Source organism: Pseudomonas sp. ASL4, assembly GCF_056680395.1.
The window spans coordinates 2,641,703-2,667,632 of the sequence record NZ_CM155280.1 but is presented as its reverse complement, the minus strand read 5'-3'; the positions used below and the strand labels follow the sequence as shown (position 1 = coordinate 2,667,632).

The 25,930-nt window shown below is 59.6% G+C and carries 24 protein-coding genes; 8 read left to right on the top strand and 16 right to left on the bottom strand.

Annotation, left to right across the window (positions count from 1 at the left end; genetic code table 11):
* Positions 1-43: 43 nt before the first annotated feature.
* Positions 44-1,006, bottom strand: coding sequence for a DMT family transporter (locus AC1MEW_RS12165; protein ID WP_480426386.1), 963 nt, complete (start codon positions 1,004-1,006; stop codon positions 44-46).
* Between the two features lie 210 nt (positions 1,007-1,216).
* Here AC1MEW_RS12165 and AC1MEW_RS12160 point away from each other — a divergent pair, with 210 nt between their 5' ends.
* Positions 1,217-1,411: a DUF6316 family protein gene (locus AC1MEW_RS12160; protein ID WP_201191433.1), complete on the top strand. Its 195-nt coding sequence runs from the start codon at positions 1,217-1,219 to the stop codon at positions 1,409-1,411.
* A 128-nt stretch (positions 1,412-1,539) separates the two neighbouring features.
* Here AC1MEW_RS12160 and AC1MEW_RS12155 read toward each other — a convergent pair whose 3' ends face one another.
* Both AC1MEW_RS12155 and pap read right to left on the bottom strand, forming a co-directional pair.
* A complete protein-coding gene (locus AC1MEW_RS12155; protein ID WP_480426384.1) occupies positions 1,540-2,724 on the bottom strand; it encodes a thiolase family protein in 1,185 nt (394 codons plus the stop codon).
* Between the two features lie 102 nt (positions 2,725-2,826).
* Positions 2,827-4,341: a polyphosphate:AMP phosphotransferase gene (pap, locus tag AC1MEW_RS12150; protein WP_201205642.1), complete on the bottom strand. Its 1,515-nt coding sequence runs from the start codon at positions 4,339-4,341 to the stop codon at positions 2,827-2,829.
* 340 nt (positions 4,342-4,681) lie between these two features.
* On the opposite strand from pap, the gene mnmC reads away from it, so the two are divergent.
* The 5 genes from mnmC to AC1MEW_RS12125 all read left to right on the top strand — a co-directional run bounded on the left by mnmC (position 4,682) and on the right by AC1MEW_RS12125 (position 12,044).
* Complete coding sequence (mnmC, locus tag AC1MEW_RS12145) at positions 4,682-6,661, top strand: bifunctional tRNA (5-methylaminomethyl-2-thiouridine)(34)-methyltransferase MnmC2/FAD-dependent 5-carboxymethylaminomethyl-2-thiouridine(34) oxidoreductase MnmC1 (RefSeq protein ID WP_480426382.1); 1,980 nt, start codon at positions 4,682-4,684, stop codon at positions 6,659-6,661.
* Between the two features lie 194 nt (positions 6,662-6,855).
* Positions 6,856-8,628 (top strand): N-acetylglutaminylglutamine amidotransferase, encoded by a 1,773-nt coding sequence (locus tag AC1MEW_RS12140; RefSeq protein ID WP_201205650.1) that lies wholly within the window; start codon positions 6,856-6,858, stop codon positions 8,626-8,628.
* A gap of 3 nt (positions 8,629-8,631) precedes the next feature.
* Positions 8,632-10,380 (top strand): N-acetylglutaminylglutamine synthetase, encoded by a 1,749-nt coding sequence (ngg, locus tag AC1MEW_RS12135; RefSeq protein WP_201205653.1) that lies wholly within the window; start codon positions 8,632-8,634, stop codon positions 10,378-10,380.
* Positions 10,381-10,485: 105 nt separating this feature from the next.
* Positions 10,486-11,676 (top strand): osmoprotectant NAGGN system M42 family peptidase, encoded by a 1,191-nt coding sequence (locus AC1MEW_RS12130; protein ID WP_201205655.1) that lies wholly within the window; start codon positions 10,486-10,488, stop codon positions 11,674-11,676.
* 140 nt (positions 11,677-11,816) lie between these two features.
* Positions 11,817-12,044: a YheU family protein gene (locus tag AC1MEW_RS12125; protein ID WP_007945785.1), complete on the top strand. Its 228-nt coding sequence runs from the start codon at positions 11,817-11,819 to the stop codon at positions 12,042-12,044.
* 3 nt (positions 12,045-12,047) lie between these two features.
* Here AC1MEW_RS12125 and csrA read toward each other — a convergent pair whose 3' ends face one another.
* From csrA to AC1MEW_RS12110, 3 genes are all read right to left on the bottom strand, one after another.
* The gene (gene csrA, locus AC1MEW_RS12120; protein ID WP_201205657.1) at positions 12,048-12,233 is read right to left on the bottom strand and encodes a carbon storage regulator CsrA; all 186 of its coding nucleotides are present in this window, start codon (positions 12,231-12,233) and stop codon (positions 12,048-12,050) included.
* Between the two features lie 152 nt (positions 12,234-12,385).
* Positions 12,386-12,718, bottom strand: a complete 333-nt coding sequence (locus tag AC1MEW_RS12115) for a YnfA family protein (protein WP_201205659.1) — start codon at positions 12,716-12,718, stop codon at positions 12,386-12,388.
* Between the two features lie 64 nt (positions 12,719-12,782).
* Positions 12,783-13,598, bottom strand: a complete 816-nt coding sequence (locus tag AC1MEW_RS12110; protein WP_480426378.1) for an SDR family oxidoreductase — start codon at positions 13,596-13,598, stop codon at positions 12,783-12,785.
* A gap of 328 nt (positions 13,599-13,926) precedes the next feature.
* On the opposite strand from AC1MEW_RS12110, the gene AC1MEW_RS12105 reads away from it, so the two are divergent.
* Positions 13,927-14,085 carry a DUF3309 family protein gene (locus AC1MEW_RS12105; protein ID WP_201206751.1) on the top strand — a complete coding sequence of 53 codons (159 nt, stop codon included), beginning with the start codon at positions 13,927-13,929 and terminating at the stop codon, positions 14,083-14,085.
* A 58-nt stretch (positions 14,086-14,143) separates the two neighbouring features.
* Here the strand turns inward: AC1MEW_RS12105 and AC1MEW_RS12100 are convergent, their stop codons facing one another.
* The 10 genes from AC1MEW_RS12100 to AC1MEW_RS12055 form a co-directional block, all read right to left on the bottom strand.
* Complete coding sequence (locus tag AC1MEW_RS12100) at positions 14,144-16,237, bottom strand: LTA synthase family protein (RefSeq protein ID WP_322269307.1); 2,094 nt, start codon at positions 16,235-16,237, stop codon at positions 14,144-14,146.
* Between the two features lie 406 nt (positions 16,238-16,643).
* The gene (locus AC1MEW_RS12095; protein ID WP_480426376.1) at positions 16,644-17,249 is read right to left on the bottom strand and encodes an START domain-containing protein; all 606 of its coding nucleotides are present in this window, start codon (positions 17,247-17,249) and stop codon (positions 16,644-16,646) included.
* Between the two features lie 40 nt (positions 17,250-17,289).
* A complete protein-coding gene (locus tag AC1MEW_RS12090) occupies positions 17,290-17,544 on the bottom strand; it encodes a YkgJ family cysteine cluster protein (RefSeq protein WP_480426374.1) in 255 nt (84 codons plus the stop codon).
* A 166-nt stretch (positions 17,545-17,710) separates the two neighbouring features.
* Positions 17,711-18,184, bottom strand: coding sequence for a translation initiation factor 2 (locus AC1MEW_RS12085; protein WP_201256923.1), 474 nt, complete (start codon positions 18,182-18,184; stop codon positions 17,711-17,713).
* A gap of 90 nt (positions 18,185-18,274) precedes the next feature.
* On the bottom strand, positions 18,275-19,714 hold the full coding sequence (locus AC1MEW_RS12080; RefSeq protein WP_123510082.1) for an aminotransferase-like domain-containing protein: 1,440 nt from the start codon (positions 19,712-19,714) through the stop codon (positions 18,275-18,277).
* 201 nt (positions 19,715-19,915) lie between these two features.
* On the bottom strand, positions 19,916-20,728 hold the full coding sequence (locus AC1MEW_RS12075) for an OmpA family protein (protein WP_201205673.1): 813 nt from the start codon (positions 20,726-20,728) through the stop codon (positions 19,916-19,918).
* Positions 20,725-21,081 carry a DUF4398 domain-containing protein gene (locus AC1MEW_RS12070; protein ID WP_480426371.1) on the bottom strand — a complete coding sequence of 119 codons (357 nt, stop codon included), beginning with the start codon at positions 21,079-21,081 and terminating at the stop codon, positions 20,725-20,727. The genes AC1MEW_RS12075 and AC1MEW_RS12070 overlap by 4 nt, the downstream gene beginning before the upstream one ends.
* A 9-nt stretch (positions 21,082-21,090) precedes the next feature.
* Entirely contained in the window at positions 21,091-21,927 is an 837-nt protein-coding gene (locus tag AC1MEW_RS12065) for a substrate-binding periplasmic protein (protein WP_480426369.1), read from the bottom strand.
* 80 nt (positions 21,928-22,007) lie between these two features.
* Complete coding sequence (locus AC1MEW_RS12060) at positions 22,008-22,937, bottom strand: electron transfer flavoprotein subunit alpha/FixB family protein (RefSeq protein WP_201205677.1); 930 nt, start codon at positions 22,935-22,937, stop codon at positions 22,008-22,010.
* A gap of 2 nt (positions 22,938-22,939) precedes the next feature.
* On the bottom strand, positions 22,940-23,689 hold the full coding sequence (locus AC1MEW_RS12055) for an electron transfer flavoprotein subunit beta/FixA family protein (RefSeq protein WP_449645175.1): 750 nt from the start codon (positions 23,687-23,689) through the stop codon (positions 22,940-22,942).
* A 547-nt stretch (positions 23,690-24,236) separates the two neighbouring features.
* Between AC1MEW_RS12055 and AC1MEW_RS12050 the strand changes: the two genes are divergently transcribed.
* On the top strand, positions 24,237-25,901 hold the full coding sequence (locus AC1MEW_RS12050; RefSeq protein ID WP_201205681.1) for an electron transfer flavoprotein-ubiquinone oxidoreductase: 1,665 nt from the start codon (positions 24,237-24,239) through the stop codon (positions 25,899-25,901).
* Positions 25,902-25,930 lie beyond the last annotated feature (29 nt).

Genomic DNA, 25,930 nt, shown 5'->3' with positions numbered 1-25,930 from the left:
CCCTGTGGGAGCGTGGCTTGCCCGCGAAGAACGATGACGCGGTCTATCGACCGACCGCCATCCGCGTCCGCCGCGCCCTGAGCCCGGCCATCAACGATGGCCCCAACGCCACCAGCGCCGACCCGAGCACCACCAACACCGCCCCGCCATAACCCAGGCCATTGATCGTTTCGGCATGCACGTACTCCGGCCACAACGATGCGGCCAGTGCCACGGCGACAAACGTCACCAGCGGCGTAATGGCCAATGTCGCGCTGACCCGCGAAGCCTCCCAGTGCGCCAACGCTTCAGCAAATGCGCCATAAGCGATTAGTGTGTTCAGGCAGCACGCCAGCAGCAGCCAGCCTTGCAGCGGGCTCAGATTCAGCGCCTCCAGCGGATGCACCCACGGCGTCAGCAGTAGCGCGCAGAACAGATAAATCACCATCATCACCTGCAACGAATTCCACACCGTCAGCAATTGCTTCTGGCCCAGCGCATAGAAGGTCCAGACCGTGGACGCCGCCAACACCATCAATACGCCAGCGGTGTAGTCAGTCAGGGAGGTGAGCAATTCGATCAGGCGCTGATTGAAAAACAGCCCGAAACCGATCAGCAGCACCAGCAGGCCAATCCCCTGCCCCACGCTGAACCGCTCCTTGAACACAAACAGACTGGCGATCAGCAACATGATCGGTCCCATCTGCACCACCAATTGCGCGGTGCCGGGACTGAGCAGGTTTAGGCCCATCAGGTACAAAACGTAATTGCCCACCAGGCCGAGCACCGCCATCAGCACCAACCAGCCACCCTTCGGGCCGAGCGCTTTGCGGCTCGGCAGACGCTTGGTCGTCGCCAGATATAGAAAGAGGCAACCGCCGGACACCAGCAAGCGAAACCAGGTCACCGTCACCGGGTCCATCACCAGCAGCACTTGCTTGAGTTTGATCGGCAGGATTCCCCACAGCAGGGCCGTCAGCAACGCCAGGAACAGCCCGTAAACCCAGCGACCTGATGAAATGTGCATGCTGCCCCCGAAGCCCAATGGCGAGAGCGGTCATTCTAGGCCCAGCGCCCGGAGGCACACAGGGACAGTTGCTCGCTGGCCGCAAATGAAACGGTGCAGGTCGCAACGCTAAATTGACGAAGTGCCGTCGATCAGGTCGCCAGGCGCCGCAAGTACTTCAGGCATAAGCTCATTGGATCCGTAAACAGGACCTACACTCAGGAGATTGCCATGTACGGCATGCGCGCCCAGGACAACGCCCCTACCACGCACTTTCGCAGTGACCGGTTGTGCAGGGTGAATGGGGAGTTGTATTTCAGCACTCGGGAAAACACCCTCGAGGGGCCGTTTGACAGCCCTGAAGCGGCGATGCGGGAGATTCAGGCGTATATCGAGCGGATGCAACTATTGAGTACCAGTCACTAGACCGCAGTGCTGCTTTCGCGAGCAAGCCCGCTCCCACATTTAACCGAGTTCTCCCAGGAGAATGCGGTTAAATGTGGGAGCGGGCTTGCTCGCGAAGGCTATTCAACAGGCAATACAAATCTATCGATTTAACGCACCGCCTCAAACAACCCCGTAGCCCCCATCCCGCCACCGACGCACATGGTGACCACGCCATAACGCAAATTGCGCCGTTGTAGCTCATGCACGATATGCCCGACTTGACGCGAACCGGTCATGCCAAACGGATGACCAATGGAAATCGACCCGCCGTTGACGTTGTATTTCGCGTTGTCGATTTCCAGTCGATTGCGGCTGTAGAGGCACTGGGAGGCAAACGCTTCGTTGAGCTCCCACAAGTCGATATCAGCGATCTGCAAACCCTTGGCCTTGAGCAACTTCGGCACCGAGAACACCGGGCCGATGCCCATTTCATCCGGGGCGCAACCGGCCACGGTGAAACCACGGAAGAAGGCTTTAGGCTTGAGCCCCAACTCCAGGGCTTTTTCCAGGCTCATCACCAGGGTCATCGACGCACCGTCCGACAGCTGCGACGAGTTGCCCGCCGTCACCGAGCCGTCCTCGGCAAACACCGGCTTCAAACCGGCGAGGCTTTGCAGCGTGGTGTCAGGACGGTTGCAGTCATCGTGATCAACAACACCATCGAGGATCTGCCCCTGGCCGGTGGCCTTGTCTTCGACCCGGTACTTGACCGCCATCGGCACGATTTCATCATTAAACAACCCGGCGGCCTGAGCCTGGGCTGTGCGTTGCTGGCTCTGCAACGCGTAAAGATCCTGCTCTTGGCGGCTGACGTGGTAGCGACGGGCGACGATTTCGGCGGTCTGGCCCATTGGGAAGTAGATGCCCGGCACCTGTTCCTTGAGCAACGGGTTGATCAGGTTGTCGGTGTTGACGCTTTTCATCGTCAGGCTGATGGACTCGACGCCACCGGCGACGATGATGTCGCTGCAACCCGAGGCGATCTGGTTGGCGGCAATCGCAATGGCCTGCAAGCCTGAAGAACAGAAACGGTTGAGGGTCATGCCGGCAGTGCCGATGCCCAGGTGCGACAGCACCGCAACGTTACGCCCGATGTTGTAACCCTGGGCGCCTTCGTTGGAACCGGCGCCAACGATGCAATCCTCGACGCTGGCCGGGTCAATGTCATTGCGTGTGAGCAGCGCATTGACACAGTGGGCCGCCATGTCGTCCGGACGGGTCATATTGAACTTGCCGCGAAAGGATTTGGCCAGGCCGGTCCGTACGCTGTCGACGATCACCACTTCACGCATGGCATACCTCATTGTTGTTGTCGGTTGAGAGTGGACCGAGCATAAGTCCACCCCATTACCGACCGCGACAATCATTCACCCGGCGTATGCGTAACCATCGTCTTAGTGCTTGTGCTTCTTGGCCTTCTTGTCGGCCTTTTCGAACGCCACTTCCAGCGCCCGGTTGATCGTGCGCAACACTTTGACCCGGGCCCAGCGCTTGTCATTGGCTTCCACCAGGGTCCAGGGCGAGATCTCGGTGCTGGTGCGATCGACCATGTCACCGACGGCGTCGCGGTAGGCGTCCCACTTGTCACGGTTGCGCCAGTCGTCCTCGGTGATCTTGAAGCGTTTGAAGGGAATCTCTTCCCGCGCCTGGAAGCGCTCCAGTTGCGTCTGCTTGTCGATGGCCAGCCAGAACTTGACCACGATGACGTTTGACTCGGAAATCTGCTCTTCGAAATCGTTGATCTCGCTGTAAGCCCGCAGCCAGTCCGCTGGCGGGCAAAAGCCCTCAATGCGCTCCACCAGGACCCGGCCGTACCATGAGCGATCGAACACCGTGAACTTACCCTTGGCCGGGAGGTACCGCCAGAAGCGCCAGAGATACGGTTGCGCCCGTTCCTCCTCAGTGGGCGCGGCAATCGGGATGATGCTGTATTGACGTGGATCGAGTGCGGCGGCAACCCGGCGAATAGCCCCGCCCTTGCCCGCCGCGTCATTGCCTTCAAACACCGCCACCAAGGCGTGCTGGCGCATGCGTTTGTCGCGCATCAGGCCAGAGAATCGTGCCTGTTCGGTAATCAGTTGTTCTTCGTAATCGTCCTTTTCCAGGCTCTGGGTCAAATCCAGGCTGTCGAGCACGTTCATCTGATCAATATGGGTGGGCAGCGGCGCGGCACTGACTTTGTCGGGATGGACCTTGGGCCGCTTCAGCGCATTTTGCAGGCCTTCGAGAAGGATCTGGCCCACCATCAGACTGCGGTAATACGGGTCTACACCTTCAACCACATGCCACGGCGCATAGTCGCGACTGGTGCGGCGTAACACCCGCTCGCCGAACTTCACAAATTTGTCGTAGGTTTGCGATTGCTGCCAGTCCAGCGGGCTGATGCGCCAACTGTGCAGCGGGTCGTCGGCGAGCGCCTTGAGGCGCGCCTTCATTTGCTGCTTGGAGAGATGGAACCAGAACTTGAAGATCAGCGCGCCTTCATCGCAGAGCATTTTCTCCAGGCGTTCGGACTGGTTGATCGCCTGGTCCAGCACCGCGTTCTTGAAATCGCCATGGACTCGCCCTTGCAGCATCTGGCTGTACCAGTTGCCAAAGAAAATACCCATGCGACCCTTGGCCGGGAGCATCCGCCAGTAGCGCCAGGCCGGTGGCCGCGCCAGTTCTTCGTCGGTTTGCTGGTCGAAGGTGCGGACCTCGATCAGGCGCGGGTCCATCCATTCGTTGAGCAACTTGACCGTCTCGCCCTTGCCAGCGCCTTCGATACCGTTGATCAAAATGATCACCGGAAAACGCTTTTGCTGCTGCAGTTCGAACTGCGCTTCAAGCAAGGCTTCACGCAGGGCCGGCACTTCAGCGTCGTAGGTTTCTTTGTCGACGGCGTGACCGATTTCGGCAGATTCGAACATGGGCGGCTCCCTTCCAAGATTGAGCAAGACTAGCGGATTGGGCTGGTGATCATCAGAGAAATTCCCTGTTGCGTGGGGCTTTTGGCTTTTGTGGCGAGGGAGCTTGCTCCCGCTCGGCTGCGAAGCAGTCGTGAAATCAGCCAACTCGATTTACCTGATAAATCGAGTCGTCTGGTTTGAGGGCCGCTTCGCGCCCCAGCGGGAGCAAGCTCCCTCGCCACAAAAGCTTTCAAACCCAATCGCGGATGTTCCCTGACATCTCGTCATCAAGGCTTGCCATGGATCAAGCACACAAGCCCTGATCAGCTAGAATGCCCGCCTTGCCGTTGCCGAGCCTGCCATGAAACCTGTAATGCCTAACGCCCAGCTCGACTGGGACGATCAGGGTCGCCCGTATTCGCGGGTGTTCGATGATGTGTATTTCTCCGACCTGTCAGGGCTTGAGGAAACCCGCTACGTGTTCATCGAGCAAAACCGCCTGAAGGAACGTTTTGCCGCGTTGCCTGCGGACGGTCGACTGGTGATTGGCGAGACCGGTTTCGGCACCGGGCTGAACTTCCTGTGTGCCTGGCAACTGTTTGAAGAGCAGGCCGTGGCCGGTGCACGACTGCATTTTGTCAGCGTGGAAAAGTACCCGTTGACCGCCCCTGACCTGAAGCGGGCGCTGGCGTTGTGGCCAGAACTGAAACCGTTCGCCGATCAACTGCTGGCCCAGTACGTGGCGATCCATCAGGGCTTTCAACGCCTGATTCTGGATAACGGCCGCGTGACCCTGACGCTGCTGATTGGCGATGCGCTGGAACAATTGCCGCAGCTGGATGCGCAGATCGATGCGTGGTTTCTCGACGGTTTCGCCCCGGCGAAAAACCCCGCCATGTGGACCGCCGAACTGTTTGCCGAACTGGCGCGCCTGGCCGCACCCGACTCGACCATCAGTACCTTCACCAGCACGGGCTGGGTGCGTCGATTACTCAATGCGGCAGGCTTCAAGATGAAGCGCACGCCGGGCATCGGGCACAAATGGGAAATCCTTCGGGGTGCCTTTATCGGCTGGCCGGCCGAGGTGGCGACACCGACACCGGCCAAGCCGTGGTTCGCTCGCCCGCCTCGACCTGAAGGCGAACGCCGCGCCTTGGTGATCGGCGCCGGCCTCGCCGGTTGTGCCAGCGCTGCGAGCCTGGCAGCACGGGGCTGGCAGGTGAGTTTGCTGGAACGTCACGCCGACATCGCCCAGGAAGCCTCGGGCAATCCGCAAGGCGTGCTGTACCTCAAACTCTCGGCCCACGGCACCGCATTGTCGCAACTGATTGTCAGCGGTTTCGGGCATACCCGGCGCGTGCTCGAACACCTGCATCGCGGCGTCGACTGGGATGGTTGCGGCGTGTTGCAACTGGCGTTCAATGCCAAGGAAGCCGAGCGCCAGGCGCAGTTGGCGGCGGCGTTTCCTGCGGACCTGCTGCATTTGCTGGACCAGCCACAGGCCCAGGCTCAAGCCGGCATCGCGTTGGCCCACGGCGGATTGTTCTATCCCGAAGGCGGCTGGGTTCATCCTCCGGCGCTGTGCCAGTGGCAAGCCACGCAACCCAATGTTCAACTGCTGACTCATCGCGATGTGTTGGAGCTACGCAAGGTGGATGACCAATGGCAAGCCTGGGACGGCGACACCTTGCTCGCCAGTGCCCCGGTCGTGGTGCTGGCCGGTGCCGCCGAGATCAAACGTTTTGCGCAAAGTGCCGACTTGCCGCTCAAACGCATTCGCGGGCAAATCACCCGATTGGCGCAAACCACCGAGAGCCAGAGCCTGGCTACGGTGGTCTGCGCCGAAGGTTACGTGGCACCAGCACGCCTGGGCGAACACACCCTGGGCGCCAGCTTCGATTTCAACAGCGACGACCTGACGCCGACCACTGCCGAGCACTTGGGCAATCTGCAGCTACTGGAAGAAATATCCAGCGATCTGGTCAGCCGCCTGCACGCCGAGCAACTCGACCCGGAGCAACTTCAGGGCCGCGCCGCATTCCGTTGCACCAGCCCCGATTACCTGCCCATCGTCGGGCCTCTGGCCGACGGCCAAGCGTTCAGCCAGGCCTATGCCGCCCTCGGCAAGGACGCCCGTCAAGTGCCGAATGTCCAGTGCCCATGGCTCGACGGTTTATACGTCAACAGCGGTCATGGTTCACGAGGCTTGATCACCGCCCCGCTGTCCGGTGAGTTGCTGGCGGCATGGCTGGATAACGAACCGTTGCCGTTGCCGCGCAGCGTGGCTGAAGCCTGCCACCCCAACCGCTTTGCCTTGCGCCGGTTGATCCGCGGGGCCTGATCACAGCTGCGGTATCGCGCAAATACCCTGGTCGGCGAGCGCCCCTGTGCCTGCCGCCCGCGATAGCCCAGCCTCACGGCTTATAACCGATCGATCTAAAACTCCCATCAATCCACCAGGTCAGTTTCAGAGTACCCGCCGTTTTGGCGCGGTTTTGATTGACCCTCCCCAACGGAAAAACCGGTAAGGACTTTATGTGTGGATTAGCTGGCGAGTTACGCTTTGATCATCAACCTGCCGACCTCGCAGCGGTTGAGCGAATCACCCATCACCTGGCCCCCCGTGGCCCGGATGCGTGGGGCTTTCATGCCCAAGGGCCGATTGCCCTGGGCCATCGTCGCCTGAAAATCATGGACCTGTCGGACGGCTCGGCGCAGCCAATGATCGACAACCAACTGGGCTTGTCCCTGGCCTTCAACGGCGCGATCTACAACTTCCCGGAACTGCGCACCGAGCTTGAAAGCCTTGGTTATGCCTTCTATTCCGGCGGCGACACCGAAGTGCTGCTCAAGGGCTATCACGCCTGGGGCGAAGCACTGCTGCCCAAACTCAACGGCATGTTCGCCTTCGCCATCTGGGAGCGCGACGCCAAACGGCTGTTCATCGCTCGCGACCGTCTCGGTGTGAAACCGCTCTACCTGTCGCGCACCGGCCAGCGTTTGCGCTTTGCCTCGGCCTTGCCGGCGCTGCTCAAGGGTGGCGATATCAGCCCGATGCTCGACCCGGTGGCGCTGAACCATTACCTGAATTTCCACGCGGTGGTCCCGGCCCCGCGCACGTTGATCGCCGGCATTGAAAAACTGCCGCCAGCGACCTGGATGCGCATCGAGGCCGACGGCACCACCGAGCAGAAAACCTGGTGGACCCTGCCCTACGGCCCCCACGCCGACGAGATGAACCTGACGCTCGAAGACTGGCGCGACCGGGTGCTCGACAGCACTCGTGATGCGGTGGCGATTCGTCAGCGGGCGGCGGTAGATGTCGGCGTGCTGCTGTCCGGCGGTGTCGATTCGAGCCTGTTGGTCGGTTTACTCCGCGAAGTCGGCGTCGAGAACCTGTCGACCTTTTCCATCGGTTTCCAGGATGCCGGCGGCGAGCGCGGCGACGAGTTCCAGTATTCGGACCTGATCGCCAAGCACTACGGCACCCAGCATCACCAGTTGCGCATCCAGGAGAGCGAAATCATCGAGCAACTGCCCGCGGCGTTCCGCGCCATGAGCGAGCCGATGGTCAGCCATGACTGCATCGCCTTCTATCTGTTGTCCCGTGAAGTGGCCAAGCACTGCAAGGTTGTGCAAAGCGGCCAGGGCGCGGACGAGTTGTTCGCCGGTTATCACTGGTACCCGCAAGTGGATGGCGCGGCCGATCCGTATACGGCCTATCGCGATGCATTTTTCGACCTCAGCTACGAAGACTACGCCGCCACTGTGCAGCCGAAATGGCTGACGGCCAACGATGCCGCGGGCGACTTCGTGAAGGAGCATTTCGCACAACCCGGCGCCGATGCGGCAGTGGACAAAGCCCTGCGGCTGGACAGCACGATCATGCTGGTGGACGACCCAGTCAAACGCGTCGACAACATGACCATGGCCTGGGGCCTGGAAGCGCGAACACCGTTTCTCGACTATCGCCTGGTGGAGTTGTCGGCCCGCGTGCCTGGCAAATTCAAACTGCCGGACGGCGGTAAACAGGTCTTGAAAGAAGCGGCACGACTGGTCATTCCAAGCGAAGTGATCGACCGTAAAAAGGGCTACTTCCCGGTGCCCGGTCTCAAGCACTTACAGGGCGATACGCTGAACTGGGTGCGCGAACTGCTGCTCGATCCAAGCCAGGATCGCGGCCTGTTCAACCCGGCCATGCTCGACCGCCTGCTGACCGATCCGCAAGGCCAGTTGACCCCGTTGCGCGGCTCCAAGCTGTGGCAATTGGCGGCGCTGAACCTGTGGCTCAGTGAACAAGGAATCTGATTGATGAAACCCCACGCCACGGCTTACAGCCAACGCTTGTTGCGCGGCCAGTCACCCTCCTACGAACGCTTGCAGGCGCGCCTGGCCGAGGACGGCAGTGAACTCGGCGCGGCACCGATTGCGGTGCATTGCGGTTGGGGCCGGCTGCTGATCGGCCATACCTTTCCCGATGCCGCGAGCATCGCCCAGGAGTTGCTCAACGAGCAGCCCGGCGAGCGCGACATCGCGCTGTATGTCGCCGCGCCCCAGCAGGTTTTGGGGCTGGAACCGGCGCAGTTGTTTCTCGACCCGTCGGACACTTTGCGCCTGTGGTTCAGCGATTACCGCCAGGCGACCCGAGTGTTTCGCGGCTTCCGGATTCGCCGGGCGCAGAGCGAGGCGGACTGGCAGGCGATCAATGTTCTGTATCAGGCCCGCGGCATGCTACCGATCGACGCGTCGTTGCTGACCCCACGTCATCAGGGCGGCCCGGTGTATTGGCTGGCCGAAGACGAGGACAGCGGCGTGATCATCGGCAGCGTCATGGGCCTCAATCATCATAAGGCCTACAACGATCCGGAAAACGGCAGCAGCCTCTGGTGCCTGGCGGTTGACCCACACTGCTCGCGGCCCGGCGTCGGCGAAGTATTGGTGCGGCATTTGATCGAGCACTTCATGAGCCGTGGGCTCAGCTACCTGGACCTGTCCGTGTTGCACGACAACCACCAAGCGAAAAGTCTTTACGCCAAGCTCGGTTTTCGCAACTTGTCGACCTTCGCCATCAAGCGCAAGAACGGCATTAATCAGCCGTTGTTCCTTGGGCCGGGGCCTGAGGCTGAATTCAATCCTTATGCGCGGATCATCGTCGAAGAAGCTCACCGTCGCGGCATTGATGTACAGGTCGACGACGCTGACGCCGGGATGTTTACCCTCAGTCATGGCGGGCGCCGGGTGCGTTGCCGCGAATCCCTGAGCGACCTGACCAGCGCCATCAGCATGAGCCTGTGCCAGGACAAAAGCCTGACCCACAAGGTGTTGAAAGCGGCCGGTCTAACCCTGCCCTCCCAGCAACTGGCCGGTAATGCCGACGACAACCTGGCGTTTCTCGACGAGCACCAACGGGTGGTGGTCAAGCCGCTGGACGGTGAACAGGGCCAGGGTGTGGCGGTGGATTTGCAGACGATCGAAGAGGTCCAGCAAGCCATCGACGCGGCGCGCCAGTTCGACACTCGGGTGTTGCTGGAAAGCTTCCACGAAGGTCTGGACCTGCGAATTGTAGTGATTGGCTTTGAGGTGGTCGCCGCAGCGATTCGGCGTCCGGCGGAAGTGGTTGGCGATGGGCAGCATTCAATCGGTGCGCTGATCGAAGCCCAAAGCCGTCGACGTCAGGCGGCCACCGGCGGTGAAAGCAAGATCCCGCAGGACCACGAAACCCAGCGCACCCTGCACGCGGCGGGTTACGACTACAGCAGCATTCTGCCGGCCGGAGAGCATCTGTTCGTACGGCGTACAGCGAATCTTCATACCGGCGGCGTGCTTGAGGATGTCACCGCGATCCTTCACCCGACACTGGTGGATGCCGCCGTGCGTGCGGCGCGGGCGCTGGATATCCCGATGGTCGGACTCGACCTGATGGTGCCGGCCGCCGACCAGCCGGAGTATGTGTTTATCGAAGCCAACGAGCGCGCCGGCCTGGCCAATCATGAACCGCAGCCGACGGCGGAGCGGTTTGTGGATTTGTTGTTTCCGCACAGTCAGCCGGCGGTTTCCTAGCGATGTAGCGCCTGGACTGGCTTGCTCGCGAAGGCGTCAGCCCAGGCAACAATTGTTTTTCCCTTCATCGAAACCATCGATGTTCGTTACTCATCAGGAGTTTCCATGACCAGCAAAATTCCCGAACCGGATCTCAACTACCTGCAAAAGGTCCTGCTGGAAATGCTCGCTATTCCCAGCCCGACCGGGTTCACCGACACCATCGTGCGTTACGTCGCCGAGCGGCTCGAAGAGCTGGGCATTCCGTTCGAAATGACCCGGCGCGGTACTATCCGCGCCACCCTCAAGGGCAAGAAGAACAGCCCGGACCGCGCGGTATCCGCTCACCTGGACACCATCGGCGCAGCCGTTCGGGCGGTGAAGGACAACGGGCGCCTGACCCTGGCACCGGTCGGCTGCTGGTCCAGCCGTTTTGCCGAGGGCAGCCGAGTCAGCCTGTTTACCGACAATGGCGTGATCCGTGGCAGCGTGTTGCCCTTGATGGCTTCCGGGCATGCGTTCAATACCGCAGTGGATGAAATGCCGATCAGTTGGGACCACATCGAATTACGGCTGGACGCCTACTGCGCCACTCGCGCCGATTGCGACTCTCTAGGCATTAGCGTCGGCGATTTCGTGGCGTTCGACCCGTTGCCGGAATTCACCGAAAGCGGCCACATCAGCGCTCGCCATCTCGACGACAAGGCCGGGGTTGCGGCCCTGTTGGCCGCGATGAAAGCGATTGTCGACAGCGGCGAAGAGTTGATGATCGACTGCCATCCGCTGTTCACCATCACCGAGGAAACCGGCAGTGGCGCGGCGGCAGCGTTACCGTGGGATGTCAGCGAATTCGTCGGCATCGACATCGCGCCGGTCGCACCCGGCCAGCATTCCAGCGAACACGCGGTGAGCGTGGCGATGCAGGATTCCGGCGGACCGTATGACTATCACCTGTCGCGGCACCTGCTGCGCCTGGCCAGTGACAACGAATTGCCAGTGCGCCGTGACCTGTTCCGTTACTACTTCAGCGATGCCCATTCGGCGGTGACCGCCGGGCATGACATTCGCACGGCGTTGCTGGCGTTTGGCTGCGATGCGACTCACGGCTATGAGCGGACTCACATCGACAGTCTGGCGGCGCTGAGTCGTCTGCTCGGCGCATACATCCTCAGCCCGCCCGTGTTTGCCAGCGATGCGCAACCGGCCAAGGGTTCGCTGGACCGGTTCAGTCATCAGATCGAACATGACACGCAGATGGAAAGCGATACGCGGGTGCCGTCGGTGGACAGTTTGGTGGGGCAGCGTAGCGATAGCTGAACCTGGCCTTGTGCTGATGGAAAAATCGCCTTCGCGAGGCTTGCCCGCGAAGGCGTCAGATCAGACACCTCAGGACACCAAAGCTAGCCGCAATCCATCATTCGCCGTAGCATCGCGCCATTGTTTTCGCCGAGGTGCCCATGCTGATCCCCTATGACCAACTTGAAGTCGACACCCTGACCCGCCTGATCGAGGATTTCGTGACCCGCGACGGCACGGACAACGGTGATGACACACCGCTGGAAACCCGGGTGCTGCGAGTTCGCCAGGCACTGACCAAGGGCCAGGCGCTGATCGTTTTCGACCCGGAAAGCGAGCAGTGCCAGTTGATGCTCAAGCACGATGTGCCCAAGCACCTGTTCGACTGATCCTTAACGACCTTTGCTTTTCGCCAGTTTGGTCTGGATGCGTTCGTAGACCTCGGCCCGATGCACGTTGACGTTTTGCGGCGCTTCGACGCCGAAGCGTACGCTGCCGCCATTGACGGCCAGAATGCGCACGGAAATGTTGTCACCAATGGAAATCAACTCGCCTACAACTCGACTGAGTACAAGCATGGCATTCGTCCTTCAGGGTTACTGGCCCCTGAAGATGCCCCGCGTGCGTCGGCGCTTCAATGTGACAGCCGCAAATCAGTCCCGCCCTACGGCACAGGACGAATCCCCCGACAGACGCTTCATGCAAACCGTCTGGATGAAGGACCGTTCCTTCAGGATGCGGAGAAGCGCGGGCCGAACAGAATGACACTCGCACCGATCACGCACAGCGCCACGCCGATCCAGTCCGAGCCCAGCGGACGCACTCGCTCGACCACCGCCAGCCAGCCAATGGACGCAATGATGTAGATGCCACCGTAGGCGGCATAGGCGCGGCCGGCGTAGGTTGCTTCCACTCGAGTCAGCAGCAGGGCGAACAAGGTCAGGCTCAGCAATGCCGGGACGACCCACAAGGCACTCTTGCCTTGGCGCAACCACATCCAGAACGCGAAGCAACCGGCGATTTCGAACAGCGCGGCGAGGAAAAACCACAAGTAATTGAGCATGCAGACGTCTCGTGAGGATGGCCGATGGCGGCCACCCTAACGGCGGTGCTGGCTGCGGGCAAGATCAGCTGGCGGTTTGTTTGGCCTTGGCGCGCATTTTGTCGGCCATGACGGTCATTTCGTTGTAGAGCAGTTGCGGGTTCTTCTGCTTGATCGCCCAGGCCATGCGGCCCTGCTCGTGGGGCAGGATCATGAACTCGCCGGCGGCCACCTGGGTGTAGATGTAGTCGGCAATGTCAGTGGCAGTGATCGGCGAACTCTCCAGCAACTTGCCGACCTGGGCTTTCATGGCCGGCGTCGGGCCGCGGAAAGAATCCAGCAGGTTGGTCTGGAAGAACGACGGGCAAACCACATGGACGCCGACTTCCTGCTGCGCCAGTTCGATCAGCAGGCTCTCGGACAATGCCACCACTCCGGCCTTGGCCACGTTGTAGTTGCTCATGGCCGGGCCTTGCATCAGGGCTGCCATCGACGCGATGTTGATGATCTTGCCTTTGCTTATTTCCAGCAGTGGCAGGAAGGCCTTGCACCCCTTGACCACGCCCATCAGGTTGATTGCGATCTGCCAGTCCCAGTCTTCCAGGGACAATTCGCTGAAGAACCCGCCCGAGGCCACGCCGGCGTTGTTGACGATGATGTCGATGCCACCCAGTTTCTCTTCGCAAGCCTGGGCGAACGCGGTCAGTTGGCTGTAATCGCGCACATCGCAACGCTGGGTAAAACCGTCGCCGCCCGCTTCGCGAACCAGCTTCAGGGTTTCTTGCAGGCCGGATTCGCTCACATCCGACAAGGCCAGTTGCCAGCCTTCGCGGGCCCAGCGCAGCGCGATTTCGCGACCCAGGCCAGAGCCCGCGCCAGTGATCATCATGCGATTTTGCATAGCAAACAGCCTTGTTGTTCTGGGGAAGATGCCCCGAGTGTAGCGAAGGATATTGCCCGACCCACGCTCCATCAGATTGCTGAATGGTCCGGGCAAACCGGCGCGCGTCTTTGGATCGAGTCGCGGCCTTCGCGAAGAACGATAACGCGGTTCAACTAACCAACTAGCGAGACTGCATAAACGAAATAAGCCTGCTTTCTAAAAAACATTAAAAAACTTTGAATTATCTTTCGCACGCACCGGTCGGATTTTGTAAGCAGTTCGGATTTATCGCATTCCGGCTGATAGTTAAAACATTCGGTCAATCCAGAACACTTCCAGTAAGGAAATCGTCATGGGCACAATTCTTATCGTAATTCTGATCCTCTTGGTGATCGGTGGTTTGCCAGTCTTCCCGCACTCCAGAAGTTGGGGGTACGGCCCGTCAGGCATCCTCGGCGTGGTGTTGGTGGTGCTGTTGATTCTGCTCTTGCTTGGCAAGATATAAAGTTTTAAACAGGCAAAAAAAGAGGCCCTTAAAGGGCCTCTTTTTATTGGGTCACCGGTTAGTCCGGCTTGCCGTTCACCACACCGGCCGTATTATCCAGCAGGCTCTTGGTCGCGGTTTGCAGGAACGCCTCGAGTTTCAGCTTGAGGGCCGCCTCATCACTCGACTCTGGAATCACTTCGCCTTTCGGGTCAGCGCCCAATTCGTAGTGATAAAGCTTTGGCGGCATCTCTTTAGGCAATACCAGCACGCGGTCCGCGGTCAGCAATGCCACGGTCTGATCACTGCCCGAAGGCTTGATCACGCCGAAACCCTTGTCGCCTTCCGGCAGGTTCAGCAGGTCACGACCCCAGCATTGATGAACCACATCACCACCGACACGGCCCATGATGGTCGGCACGATGTCGATCTGGGTGCCCACGGTGTGGTCACGCTGACCGAATTTTTCCTGGATGCCAGGTGCGATCATCAGCATCGGCACGTTGAAGCGGCCCAGGTCCATTTCGGTGATCTGTTGCTCGTCGCCGAAACCATGGTCGCCGACAACCACGAACAGGGTTTCTTTGAAGTAAGGCTCTTTACGCGCCTTCTCGAAGAACTGACCCAGCGCCCAGTCGGAGTAGCGCATGGCGGTCAAGTGTTCGTTCAGGCTGCCACGATCGGTCACACGCTCTACCGGCAATGGCGTCGGCAAGGCGTACGGCGTGTGGTTGGACAGGGTTTGCAGCAAGGCATAGAACGGTTTTTTGTCCTTGCCATCACGTGCCTTCAGTTCTTCCAGGCCGCGGTTGAACATGTCCTGGTCGGACACGCCCCACGTCGGGTCGGAGAACACCGGGTTAACGAAGTCGTTGCGTCCGATGAAGTTGGTCATGCCCTGGTTGCTGAAGAAGCCCGACTGATTGTCCCAGGCAAAGTCACCGTTGTAGACGTACACGTCGTCGTAGTCACGGGCGCTGAGCAATTGCGGCAGGCCGGACAACTTGTGGCTGCCTTCCGGGGTTTGCATCAGGTATTCGAAACCCGGCAGGTTCGGGAAGCAGGCCATGGTGGCGAACATACCCTGGTGGGTATGGGTGCCGTTGGAGAAGAAGCGGTCGAACAGCAGGCCTTCCTTGGACAGTTTGTCGAAGGCTGGCGTGATGTTGCCCGGACGACCCAGCGCGCCCACCGAGTGACCGGCGAAGCTTTCCATCAGGATCACGACGACGTTCTTGATCGGCAGGGTCTTGGTGGTGTCCGGCGTGTAGTTACGGCGTACCGCGGCGATGTCGGGATCGACCAGTTTATCGCTCGGGGTCAGCAACATGTCACGCACGGTCTGCTGGGCCAATGGCTGATCCAGCGTGGCTTTCCAGATATTGCTGCGCTCGTCCGACATCCGGCTCTTGGCAGCAGCAATCAGTTGCAAGGTGCCGTTAAGGCCCAACTGGTTGGCGAAGTTGGAATCGGTGGTGTACACGTCACCCCAGCGCAACGGCGGGCCTTGGCGCAGGGTGCCACGGGCGGCGACCACGCAGATCACAAGGCAAACCACGAACACTGCGATGCGCGCATACCACGGCGCAACCTGGCGCGTGCCGATGCTGCCACCGCTGAACGGACCACGAGGACGGGTCGCGCGGTCGGCGCCCTTGAACGCCAGGGTCAGGATCACGGTACCCACGGCCCAGGCCAGCAGGTAGCGAACCACCGGAAAACCGTACCAGAGCATGCTCATCACGGTTTTCGGGTCTTCTTTCACATACTGGAAGACCAGGCCGTTGAGGCGCTGGTGGAACTCGCGGTAGAAGTCCATTTCCATCAGGCCGAGGAACAGCGCGATGCTGGAGGTCACGGTCAGCCAGAAACGGAAGAGCCCGCGAGCCGCCATGGCCCGGGCACTGAACAGCGCCAACAGCAATGGAATAATGAGATAGACCACGATGCGCAGGTCGAAACGCAGACCGTTGGCAAAAGCCTCAAGGAAGGTCGCGGCTGGCGTATCGAGGATCATCGAGCGGTTGTAAACCAGCAGCGCGACGCGCAGCAGGCTGAACATGACCATCATGACCAGGGCGCACAGTAGCGTGTAGGCCAGATGCGATTTGACGGTCGGTTGCAGCAAGCGACTAGAAGCTCGCTGCTGATTCAGGGCGTCCGGGTTTGCCATGTCGTTTTAGGACCCATTGGAAGTTTAAGTTTCAAAAATATAGCTGCGCCCTGCCCTCTGTTGGCCAGTACCTGGCCCCGGGGCTTGCGCGGGTGCGCAAATGTTGCACGATCAGTCGCGTCATTGCCATTGATTACTGTTCGAGGCGTCCAACTCTGTGCTGTAGCGCTCTGGAACACGGGCATTGAGGCTAAGTCGTGGGGAAAGTGGCGAGGTCGGATTGTCTTGGAGACTTTGTGAAAATTTCGTGCAACGCATATCTGGAAACACAATAAAGCCGCTGCACTGATACCTCTCAGCCAAGCCCGCTCCCACATTGGATTGCGCACAACCGGCTGATATCGGCTCAACCCCCAAACAAAAACGCCCCGAACTAAGTCGGGGCGTTCTCACAAGCGCGGCGCTGTTACTTCTCGGCGCGTTCTTTCAGGGCTTTCAAGGTATTAAACGGGGCATCGACCACGAACTTGTTAGCGATCATCGACGGCACACTGCCACCTGGCTCGGTGTGCACCTGATAGGTCACTTCGACCTGATCACCCTTGGGCACGAACTTCCAGAAGCCGTCGACCTTGGTGACCCGCACAAAGCCTTTTTCCTCAGGAATGTACTTCGGCACGCCTTCGAGCTTGCGGGTCAGGCTGCCATCGGCACCTTCGATGGTGGTGACGTGCAACACCGAATCACGCGCGGTCACTGGCCATGGGGTGTTGAACTGGGTATAGGTCCAGCTCTGGTCGCCTTCGTGCTTCAGCAACTTCTGGGCTTTGCATTCGTGAATCCAGGTGCAGGCTCCCGCCACGTCTTCCTGGAGCGCACGCAGTTTGGCGATGCTGGTCTTCATCAGGGTGACGCCCTGATAGGCCTTGTAATCGGAACCGGCCACTTCACTCAGGGAAACCTTGATGCCGTCTTCGTTTTTGGCGACTTTCCAATCGTCGGCCTGAGCAGCCGAGGTGGCCAGCAGAACCGTCAAACCACACAGCACAGCAATACGATGCAGCGAACCCATAGTCTTATTCCTTATTGTTGAAGTTCCGTTCTTTGACACATCACGCGGCCGTCATTTGCTCCCACCAGCCAATCAACCGGATGGCTTCTTCACTGCTGTTTCCGCAGACCTCGGCATCGGCTTCAAAGGCCGAACAGACTGCCGGGCGCTCTGCCTGGCCGAAAATATTGCACAAGTTTTCGACAGACAGTTGTATGCAACGTTCTCCGGCGGCTTTGCCATTGGGCATGCCGGGAATCGCTGAACTGATGGAAGGGGCAATACAACAAGCGCCACAGCCTTCACGGCATTTCATGACGACAAGCACCTCGCGACGGGCAATATGTAAAAGGGACGTGGCACAGAGTAACCGCTAAAACGACTGTTTAAAATTACTTGGACCGGGGTTTTTTCGCTCAAGCGAACGTGACTGAGCAGTCTCCGACGAAGTGTCTGGCCTGCGGCTTACAGATGGGCATGATTTACTGCTTGAACTCGAACTCCAGCGCCGCACCTTCAACGTCACGCCGCTCTTCGTTACGTAGTTGCAGCTGCATTTCGTTGCTGATCAGACGACCATTGAGTTGGAACTGACTGGTCTTGTCGCCGAACATTTGCGGCAGTACCCCGTCGTGTTTGGGCAATGCCACGGTACCGGAGGGTTTGAGCTGTTCAACCATGTGCTGAGGCAAGCTCAAGTCGAGACTGACGGGAGGCAGTTGGGTTTTCACCACTTCGCTGGCCGGCTTGGACTTGGAAGCAATCGGCGGACGTTTCTTTATCGGCGTGGCTTTCTTTTGGACCGGAGCCGCTTTTTTGGCCGCAACCGGCTTCTTCGTCGTTGTCTGGGTGGTGTTGGTGGCCGGGTTTTCCTGAGCAGCCGCCATGACACCTTCCGGTAACACAGTCATCAACAGGCAAATCGACAGCCCGACGGCAGTAAAAATCGGTTTCATGGACCCAACGGCGCTAACGGCAGAGGGCCATATGCTCGCTTGTTGGAAGCGACATGACAAGCGCGGGCAGTGGATGTCCTGCCCGCGGAATCAAAAACCGCTGGCCGTCTCCTGGCAGAGTTGGGTCGCCAGCATGCCAAGCGTCATCAATGCCCGCTCGGCCTCGCGGTTCCAGGGTGTGCCACAGTTCAGGCGAATGCAGTGATTGAACTGCTCCGTATTACTGAAAATCAGCCCCGGCGCAATACTGATGCCCTGCTGCAGTGCGCGCACATGCAACTCCTGAGTGTTGACCCGTCCCGGCAGGCTGACCCACAGAATAAAGCCACCCGTTGGCCGACTCATCTGCGTACCCTCAGGGAAATACTGCTGTACCGCCAACTGGAAAGCGCTGAGGTTTTTGCGATACTCCTGACGGATATAGCGCAAATGCCGGTCGTAGCCACCGTTTTCCAGGTACGCCGCGATGCCCATCTGCGTGACGCTGCACGCCGAATGGGTGCTGAACGTTTGCAAACGCTGGATCTCCTGCTGGTACTTGCCGGCAATCATCCAGCCGATCCGCACGCCCGGCGACAGGGTTTTGGAGAAGCTTGAGCAATAGATCACCCGATCCAAACGGTCGTAAGCCTTGAGCGCTTTGGTACGGCCCTGCTCGAACATCAATTCGCCATAGATATCGTCTTCGACGATCTGGATGTCGAAATCCGAGGCCAGGCGCAGCAATTGCTTCTGGCGCTCTTCAGGCATGGTGCCGCCCAGCGGATTGCTCAGGCGGGTGGTCAGCACCAAGGCCTTGATCGACCACTGGTTCGCGGCCAGTTGCAAGGCTTCCAGGCTCATGCCGGTGGCGGGATCGCTGGGAATTTCGATGACTTTTAGACCGAGCAAGTCGGCCAGTTGCAGCAGTCCGTAATAGGTCGGTGACTCGGCGGCGATCAGGTCGCCCGGCCGGGTCAGGACCCGAAGCGACATCTGCAAGGCATCGACGCAACCGTGGGTGATCACCACTTCAGACGGATCGACCACCACGCCAGCATCGCGCATGCGGATCGCGACCTGACGGCGCAACGGTTCGAAACCTGGGCTGAACATGTAGCTGAACGCCCGCGGACTATGAAATCGGGTGACCTTGGCCAACTGCTGATGCAGCGCCCGCACCGGCAAATAGTCGACGCTCGGCACGGCAGCGCCCAGAGGGAAGACGCCCTCGCGACGGGATTCAACCAGTACTTGCTGAATGATGCTGCTGCGGGTAACCAGCCCAGGCCGTTCGACCCTGGCAATGTCGGGTGTCGGCGCGGTCAGGGCCGGGGTCTGGTGCACGTAATAACCGGACTGCGGCCGGGCGCGGATCAGGCCCTGGTCTTCGAGGTTGGCGTAAGCCTGCAATACCGTTGCATGGCTGACATTGAGCTGCGAGCTCATCTTGCGCACCGAAGGCACGCGCTCCCCCGGTTGGTAGACACCACGGCGGATGTCCTCGGCCAGTTGCTGAGCAATACGTTGGTAGAGCAAAAGATTGGTCATGACGCAGCACTCGATTTCACGGGCATTTTATTCTTGTGTGAAACAATACCGGAACAGTTTAGAAGTGTACTGGGACAGTTGCCACAATAGTCGACCGTACAGTGCGGTGTCAGCAAAATCTGTACTGCTTTGCGAAGCAATTGGCAGGCGCAAAAAAACCCGGCGCTGACTGGCAGGCCGGGTTTTCCAGTGACGCAGCCCTTATCGGGCGGCGCCGAGCTGGCCTTTTTCGTCGGAGAACACAATTTCCACCCGACGGTTCTGCGCGCGACCGCGCTCAGTGGCGTTCACGTCTACCGGGTATTCATCGCCGTAGCCTTCGACCTGAATGCGTTTGTCTTCGATGCCCAGGTCCATCAGCACGTCTGCCACCGATTGCGCACGGTCGCGGGACAGCTTGAGATTGTCCTGCTTGCCGCCGGTGCTGTCGGTGTAGCCCTCGATCCGCACCACGCGCTTGGGATTGAGCTGCAGGAACTGAACGATCTTCAGCACCACACGGTTCGCCGAGTTCTTCAACTCTGCTTCGCCGGTGTCAAACAATACGTCGCCCAAGGTCATCACCAGCCCGCGATCAGTCTGGGTGGTGGCCAGCGCCACGATCTGTTCTTCCAGCCACTTGCCCTGCTGCTGCACGCTGAGCAACTTGGATTCGCGCAGGGCCAGTTGCAGGCGCTGACGCTCCAGTTCGAGCTTCGCGGCTTGCTCCTCGTTGAGCACCTGATTGGTGTGTTCGCGGGCAATTTCGCTGTAGCGCTGGCTCAGATACGCGTAATGCACCACGTCGTAACCGCTACCCCAGTAGGTGGACAGGCGATCGGCCCGAGCCAGGGACTCGCCGGCGCGGATAACGTCCTTGGGCGCGATTCGCAGCACGTTGGAATCTTCCTTGACCTTCTGGAAGTCCGTACCAGCCTGCTGCAACGCGACGTCGCTGTGCTGACCGGCGCAGCCATACAGGCTGGCGCAGCCTGCCAGGATCAAACCACCGATTGCTTTGGTCTTGAGGCTCATTGGGCATCTCCCAGTTGCTTGCGCAGACGAGCGATGCGGGTATTGAGTACGTCCAACTGCTCCTGGCTCTTGAGGGTCAGGACCTTGGCTTCGGCCAGACGCGCGTCCAGCTCGGCTTGTTCGGCCCGCATGCGCGCATTCCTGTAGGACTGGTCGGTCATGTTGCCCTTGGCACGGTTGAACTTGTCTTCGGCCAGTTTCAGTTCTGGCACATCATCAACAGTGGCGCCAACGGCTTTGGCTTGTTCGAGTGCCTGCGCGGTCAGGCGTATTTGTTCATTCGGCGCCGGATCGGCTGCACAACCCGCCAGAGCCAGAACGGCCAGGGCAGCGAAAAGAGGTCGAATACTCACTAAAAATCCCTACTGTTTTGGGGTACTGGCGGGTTGTGGCTGCAGTTGCTGTTGTTGCGCCTTCCAGCGCTCGATATTGCGTTGCAGCACGGCTTCCGTCAGTCCGGACGCGGGCAATTCTGTCATCTTTTTGGCCAGCTGTCCGCGCAACCAAGGATCGTTGCAGGCGGAGTTATGGGAAACCGCGAGGAACAGGCCAGGTTTGTCGACCGGCTGCGGGAATGCCTGCAGGTCATTGACCATGCCCAATGCCTGCGCGGCGGCCATGCCCGCGTAGCGCCCGGCGAGTACATATTCCACCTCCCCCAACAGCAATTTCTGAAAGGCCTGGGTCAGGTTTGGAGTACGGCTGAGGGTTAATTGCTGCTCGGCGAAAGTGCCGAATTCCTGGGTCAATCGAGCCTTTTCCGACACGGCGCCGGGATGTCCGTGCAGGTCTTTCGCCTCGCTGTAGGTCAAGGTCGAGCCTTTGCGAGTCCAGACCAGATAGTCGTTTTCCAGCAGCGGCGGGTAGATGTAATCGAGATTTTCCAGCTCATTGAACGTCAACGGTGCGTCCGCCAGCATGTCCATGCGTCCGCTGCGCACTTCGTCCAGAGCCTGGGAGCGTTTGCCGGCGTAGAGCATTTCGACCTTGATGCCCAACTCCCCCGCCACTTGCTGCAACAAGTCAGCACTGGCACCGATCAGATGTTTGGGGTTTTGCAGGTCTTGCCACAGATAAGGCGGCGCATCCGGGCTGCCGGTGACCACCAGGCGCTCACACTTGCCCGCGGCGACAGTTAGCCCTGGAAAAACCGCCAATCCCATCAGCAATGACCAGCCACATAGGCGGCGCAGATCCATGGCAAAACTCTCCCACTCAAATTCGGAACAAAAAAAAGCCCGACCAAAAGGTCGGGCTCTTTATAAGTCAAGCGACTGGATTAGACCAGTTTCTCGAACTCAGGGATTGCTTCGAACAGGTCTGCCACCAGGCCGTAATCGGCCACCTGGAAGATCGGCGCTTCTTCGTCCTTGTTGATCGCAACGATCACTTTGGAGTCTTTCATGCCGGCCAGGTGCTGGATCGCGCCGGAGATACCGACCGCGATGTACAGCTGTGGAGCAACGATCTTGCCGGTCTGACCGACCTGCATGTCGTTGGGTACGAAACCTGCGTCGACCGCAGCGCGGGAAGCGCCGACTGCCGCGCCCAGCTTGTCGGCCAGGGCGTACAGGTGTTTGAAGTTGTCGCCGTTCTGCATGCCGCGGCCGCCGGAAACGACGATTTTGGCAGCGGTCAGTTCCGGACGATCGGACTTGGCCAGTTCTTCGCCAACGAAGCTGGAAGTGCCAGCGTCGTGAGCAGCAGCAACCGCTTCAACCGAAGCCGAACCACCTTCAGCGGCAACCGGGTCGAAACCGGTGGCACGCACGGTGATCACTTTGACCGCAGCGTTCGATTGAACGGTAGCGATGGCGTTACCGGCATAGATCGGGCGCTTGAAGGTGTCAGCGCTTTCGACCGAGATGATCTCGGAGATCTGGTCAACGTCCAGCTGAGCGGCAACGCGCGGGAGGATGTTTTTACCGTTGGAAGTCGCGGCAGCCAGGATGTGGCTGTAACCAGCGCCCAACTCTGCAACCAGAGGAGCGACGTTTTCCGGCAGTTGGTGAGCGTAGGCGGCGTTGTCGGCCACCAGCACTTTAGCCACGCCTGCGATTTTCGCGGCGGCTTCAGCCACGGCGCCAACGTTCTGGCCAGCGACCAATACGTGGATGTCGCCACCGATTTTCGCAGCGGCAGCCACGGTGTTCAGGGTGGCCGGGGCCACTACCTTGTTGTCGTGTTCTGCGATTACCAAGATAGTCATGATTAGATTACCTTCGCTTCGTTTTTCAGTTTCTCGACCAGTTCAGCCACCGACTTGACCTTGATACCCGCGCTGCGTGCAGCCGGCGCTTCGACTTTCACGGTCTTGTTGGTGGAGGCGGTGGAAACGCCCAAAGCGTCAGGAGTCAGCACTTCGAGAGGCTTCTTCTTGGCTTTCATGATGTTTGGCAGGGACGCGTAGCGCGGCTCGTTCAAACGCAGGTCGGTGGTGACGATGGCCGGCAGTTTCAGGGAAACGGTCTGCGCGCCGCCGTCGACTTCACGGGTCACGGCAACGCTGTCGCCGGACACTTCGACTTTGGACGCGAACGTGCCCTGACCGTAGCCGCTCAATGCAGCGAGCATCTGGCCAGTCTGATTGTTGTCGCTGTCGATGGCTTGTTTGCCGAGGATCACCAGCTGAGGCTGTTCCTTGTCGACAACAGCTTTCAACAGTTTGGCAACGGCCAGGGACGTCAGATCTTCAGCGGATTCGACGAGGATGGCGCGGTCGGCACCCAGAGCCAGCGCGGTGCGCAGTTGCTCTTGGGCGGTGGACGGGCCGATCGAGACGACGACGATTTCAGTCGCAACACCTTTCTCTTTCAGGCGTACGGCTTCTTCCACTGCGATTTCGCAGAACGGGTTCATCGACATCTTCACGTTGGCGAGGTCGACGCCGGAATTGTCCGCCTTGACGCGAACCTTGACGTTGTAATCCACAACGCGTTTGACAGCTACAAGAACCTTCATGGATTCCTCGTTACTCTCCGGTGAAAAGAAAGTCGCCTAGGCGAACCTGGCGGTTGATGCTCGTGGGCGCAAGGGCACCTCTAAAAACGCTGGCATCTGAACGGGGTGACACTGTTCGCAGTAGATGACGACCGTTCGTCAGTGGTGACTGACGAGTCATTCATTACCGCGGCGTGTAAACTGCGCGCCGAATCTTCGCTGCGCATCACCTTGTACTGCCATCGCCCTGTCTTTAGAGGTGCTCTTGAAACCAACAGTCAGCCTACGGCGAGCGCAAAACCGCCCGTATCTTGACCGGAACGCCTATTCCGGTCAATACGGCAAAATGGCCAGTCATAAGCCGAGTTACTTTGATTTCTCTGGCCTGGAGCCGATTCAAACAAACGTTTGTATTGGACGCTAGGAGTGGTGTAGATATAATGCGCCACCTAGAGAGAAAGGTGGTTCATCGATTGTCCACTTCCGGCATTGCGCTGGGGTTCATGGATGCGACACCAAACCTCCATATTAGAAAAAAAACTGTTGAGCCTTGAGTAGGAGATAACCTGTGGAACGCGAATACATGGAATTCGACGTGGTCATCGTCGGTGCCGGCCCCGCGGGTCTTTCCGCCGCTTGCCGCTTGAAGCAGAAAGCCGCCGAAGCCGGTAAGGAAATCAGCGTCTGCGTGGTCGAAAAAGGCTCCGAAGTCGGTGCTCACATCCTGTCCGGTGCGGTGTTCGAACCCCGCGCCCTGAACGAATTGTTCCCGGACTGGAAAGAACTCGGCGCCCCGCTGAACACGCCGGTCACCCGCGATGACATCTTCGTTCTCAAGAACGCCGACAGCGCGCAAAAAATTCCAGACCTCCTTGTGCCCAAGACCATGCACAACGAAGGCAACTACATTATCTCCCTGGGCAACCTGTGCCGCTGGCTGGCCCAGCAAGCCGAGAACCTGGGCGTAGAAATCTACCCAGGCTTCGCCGCTCAGGAAGCGCTGTTCGACGAGAACGGCGTAGTCCGCGGGATCATCACCGGTGATCTGGGCGTTGACCGCGAAGGCCATCCGAAAGAAGGCCTGTACACCCCAGGCATGGAACTGCGTGGCAAGTACACGCTGTTCGCCGAAGGTTGCCGTGGCCACATCGGCAAGCAACTGATCAAGCGCTTCAACCTCGACAGCGAAGCCGACGCCCAGCACTACGGCATTGGCCTGAAAGAAATCTGGGAAATCGACCCGGCCAAGCATCAGCCAGGCCTGGTGGTGCACACCGCCGGTTGGCCGCTGGACATCATGGGCACCGAGAACACCGGGGGCTCGTTCCTCTATCACCTGGAAAACAACCAGGTGGTGGTCGGTCTGATCGTCGATCTTTCCTACAGCAACACTTACTTGTCGCCATTCGATGAATTCCAGCGCCTCAAGCATCACCCGGTGCTCAAGCAGTATCTGGAAGGCGGCAAACGCATCAGCTACGGCGCTCGCGCGATCGCCAAGGGCGGCCTGAACTCGCTGCCGAAAATGGTCTTCAAGGGCGGCGCGCTGATCGGTTGCGACCTCGGCACCCTGAACTTCGCCAAGATCAAAGGCAGCCACACCGCGATGAAGTCCGGCATGCTCGCCGCTGAATCGGTGGCCGAGGCGTTGTTCGCTGACAAGGACGGCACCGAAGAGCTGACCACCTACGTCGACGCCTTCAAGAAGAGCTGGCTCTACGATGAACTTTTCGCCAGCCGCAACTTCGGCCCGGCGATCCACAAGTTCGGCGCTATCGTTGGTGGCGGTTTCAACTGGCTCGACCAGAACATCTTCGGCGGCAAACTGCCGTTCACCTTGCACGACACCAAGCCGGATTACGCTTGCCTGAAGCTCGCGGCGGACTGCAAGAAGATCGACTACCCGAAACCGGACGGCAAGATCAGCTTCGACAAACTCAGCTCGGTGTTCATCTCCGGTACCAACCACGAAGAAGAGCAACCGTGCCACCTGAAGCTGACCGACCCGAGCATCCCGATCAGCAAAAACCTGCCGCTGTACGATGAGCCCGCCCAGCGTTATTGCCCGGCCGGCGTGTACGAAGTGGTGACCAAGGAAGACGGCGAGAAGCGCTTCCAGATCAACGCCCAGAACTGCGTTCACTGCAAGACCTGCGACATCAAGGACCCTTCGCAGAACATCACCTGGGTGGCACCGGAAGGCTCTGGCGGCCCGACTTACCCGAACATGTAAGCCGAACGCTTGAACATCAAGGCTCCCGA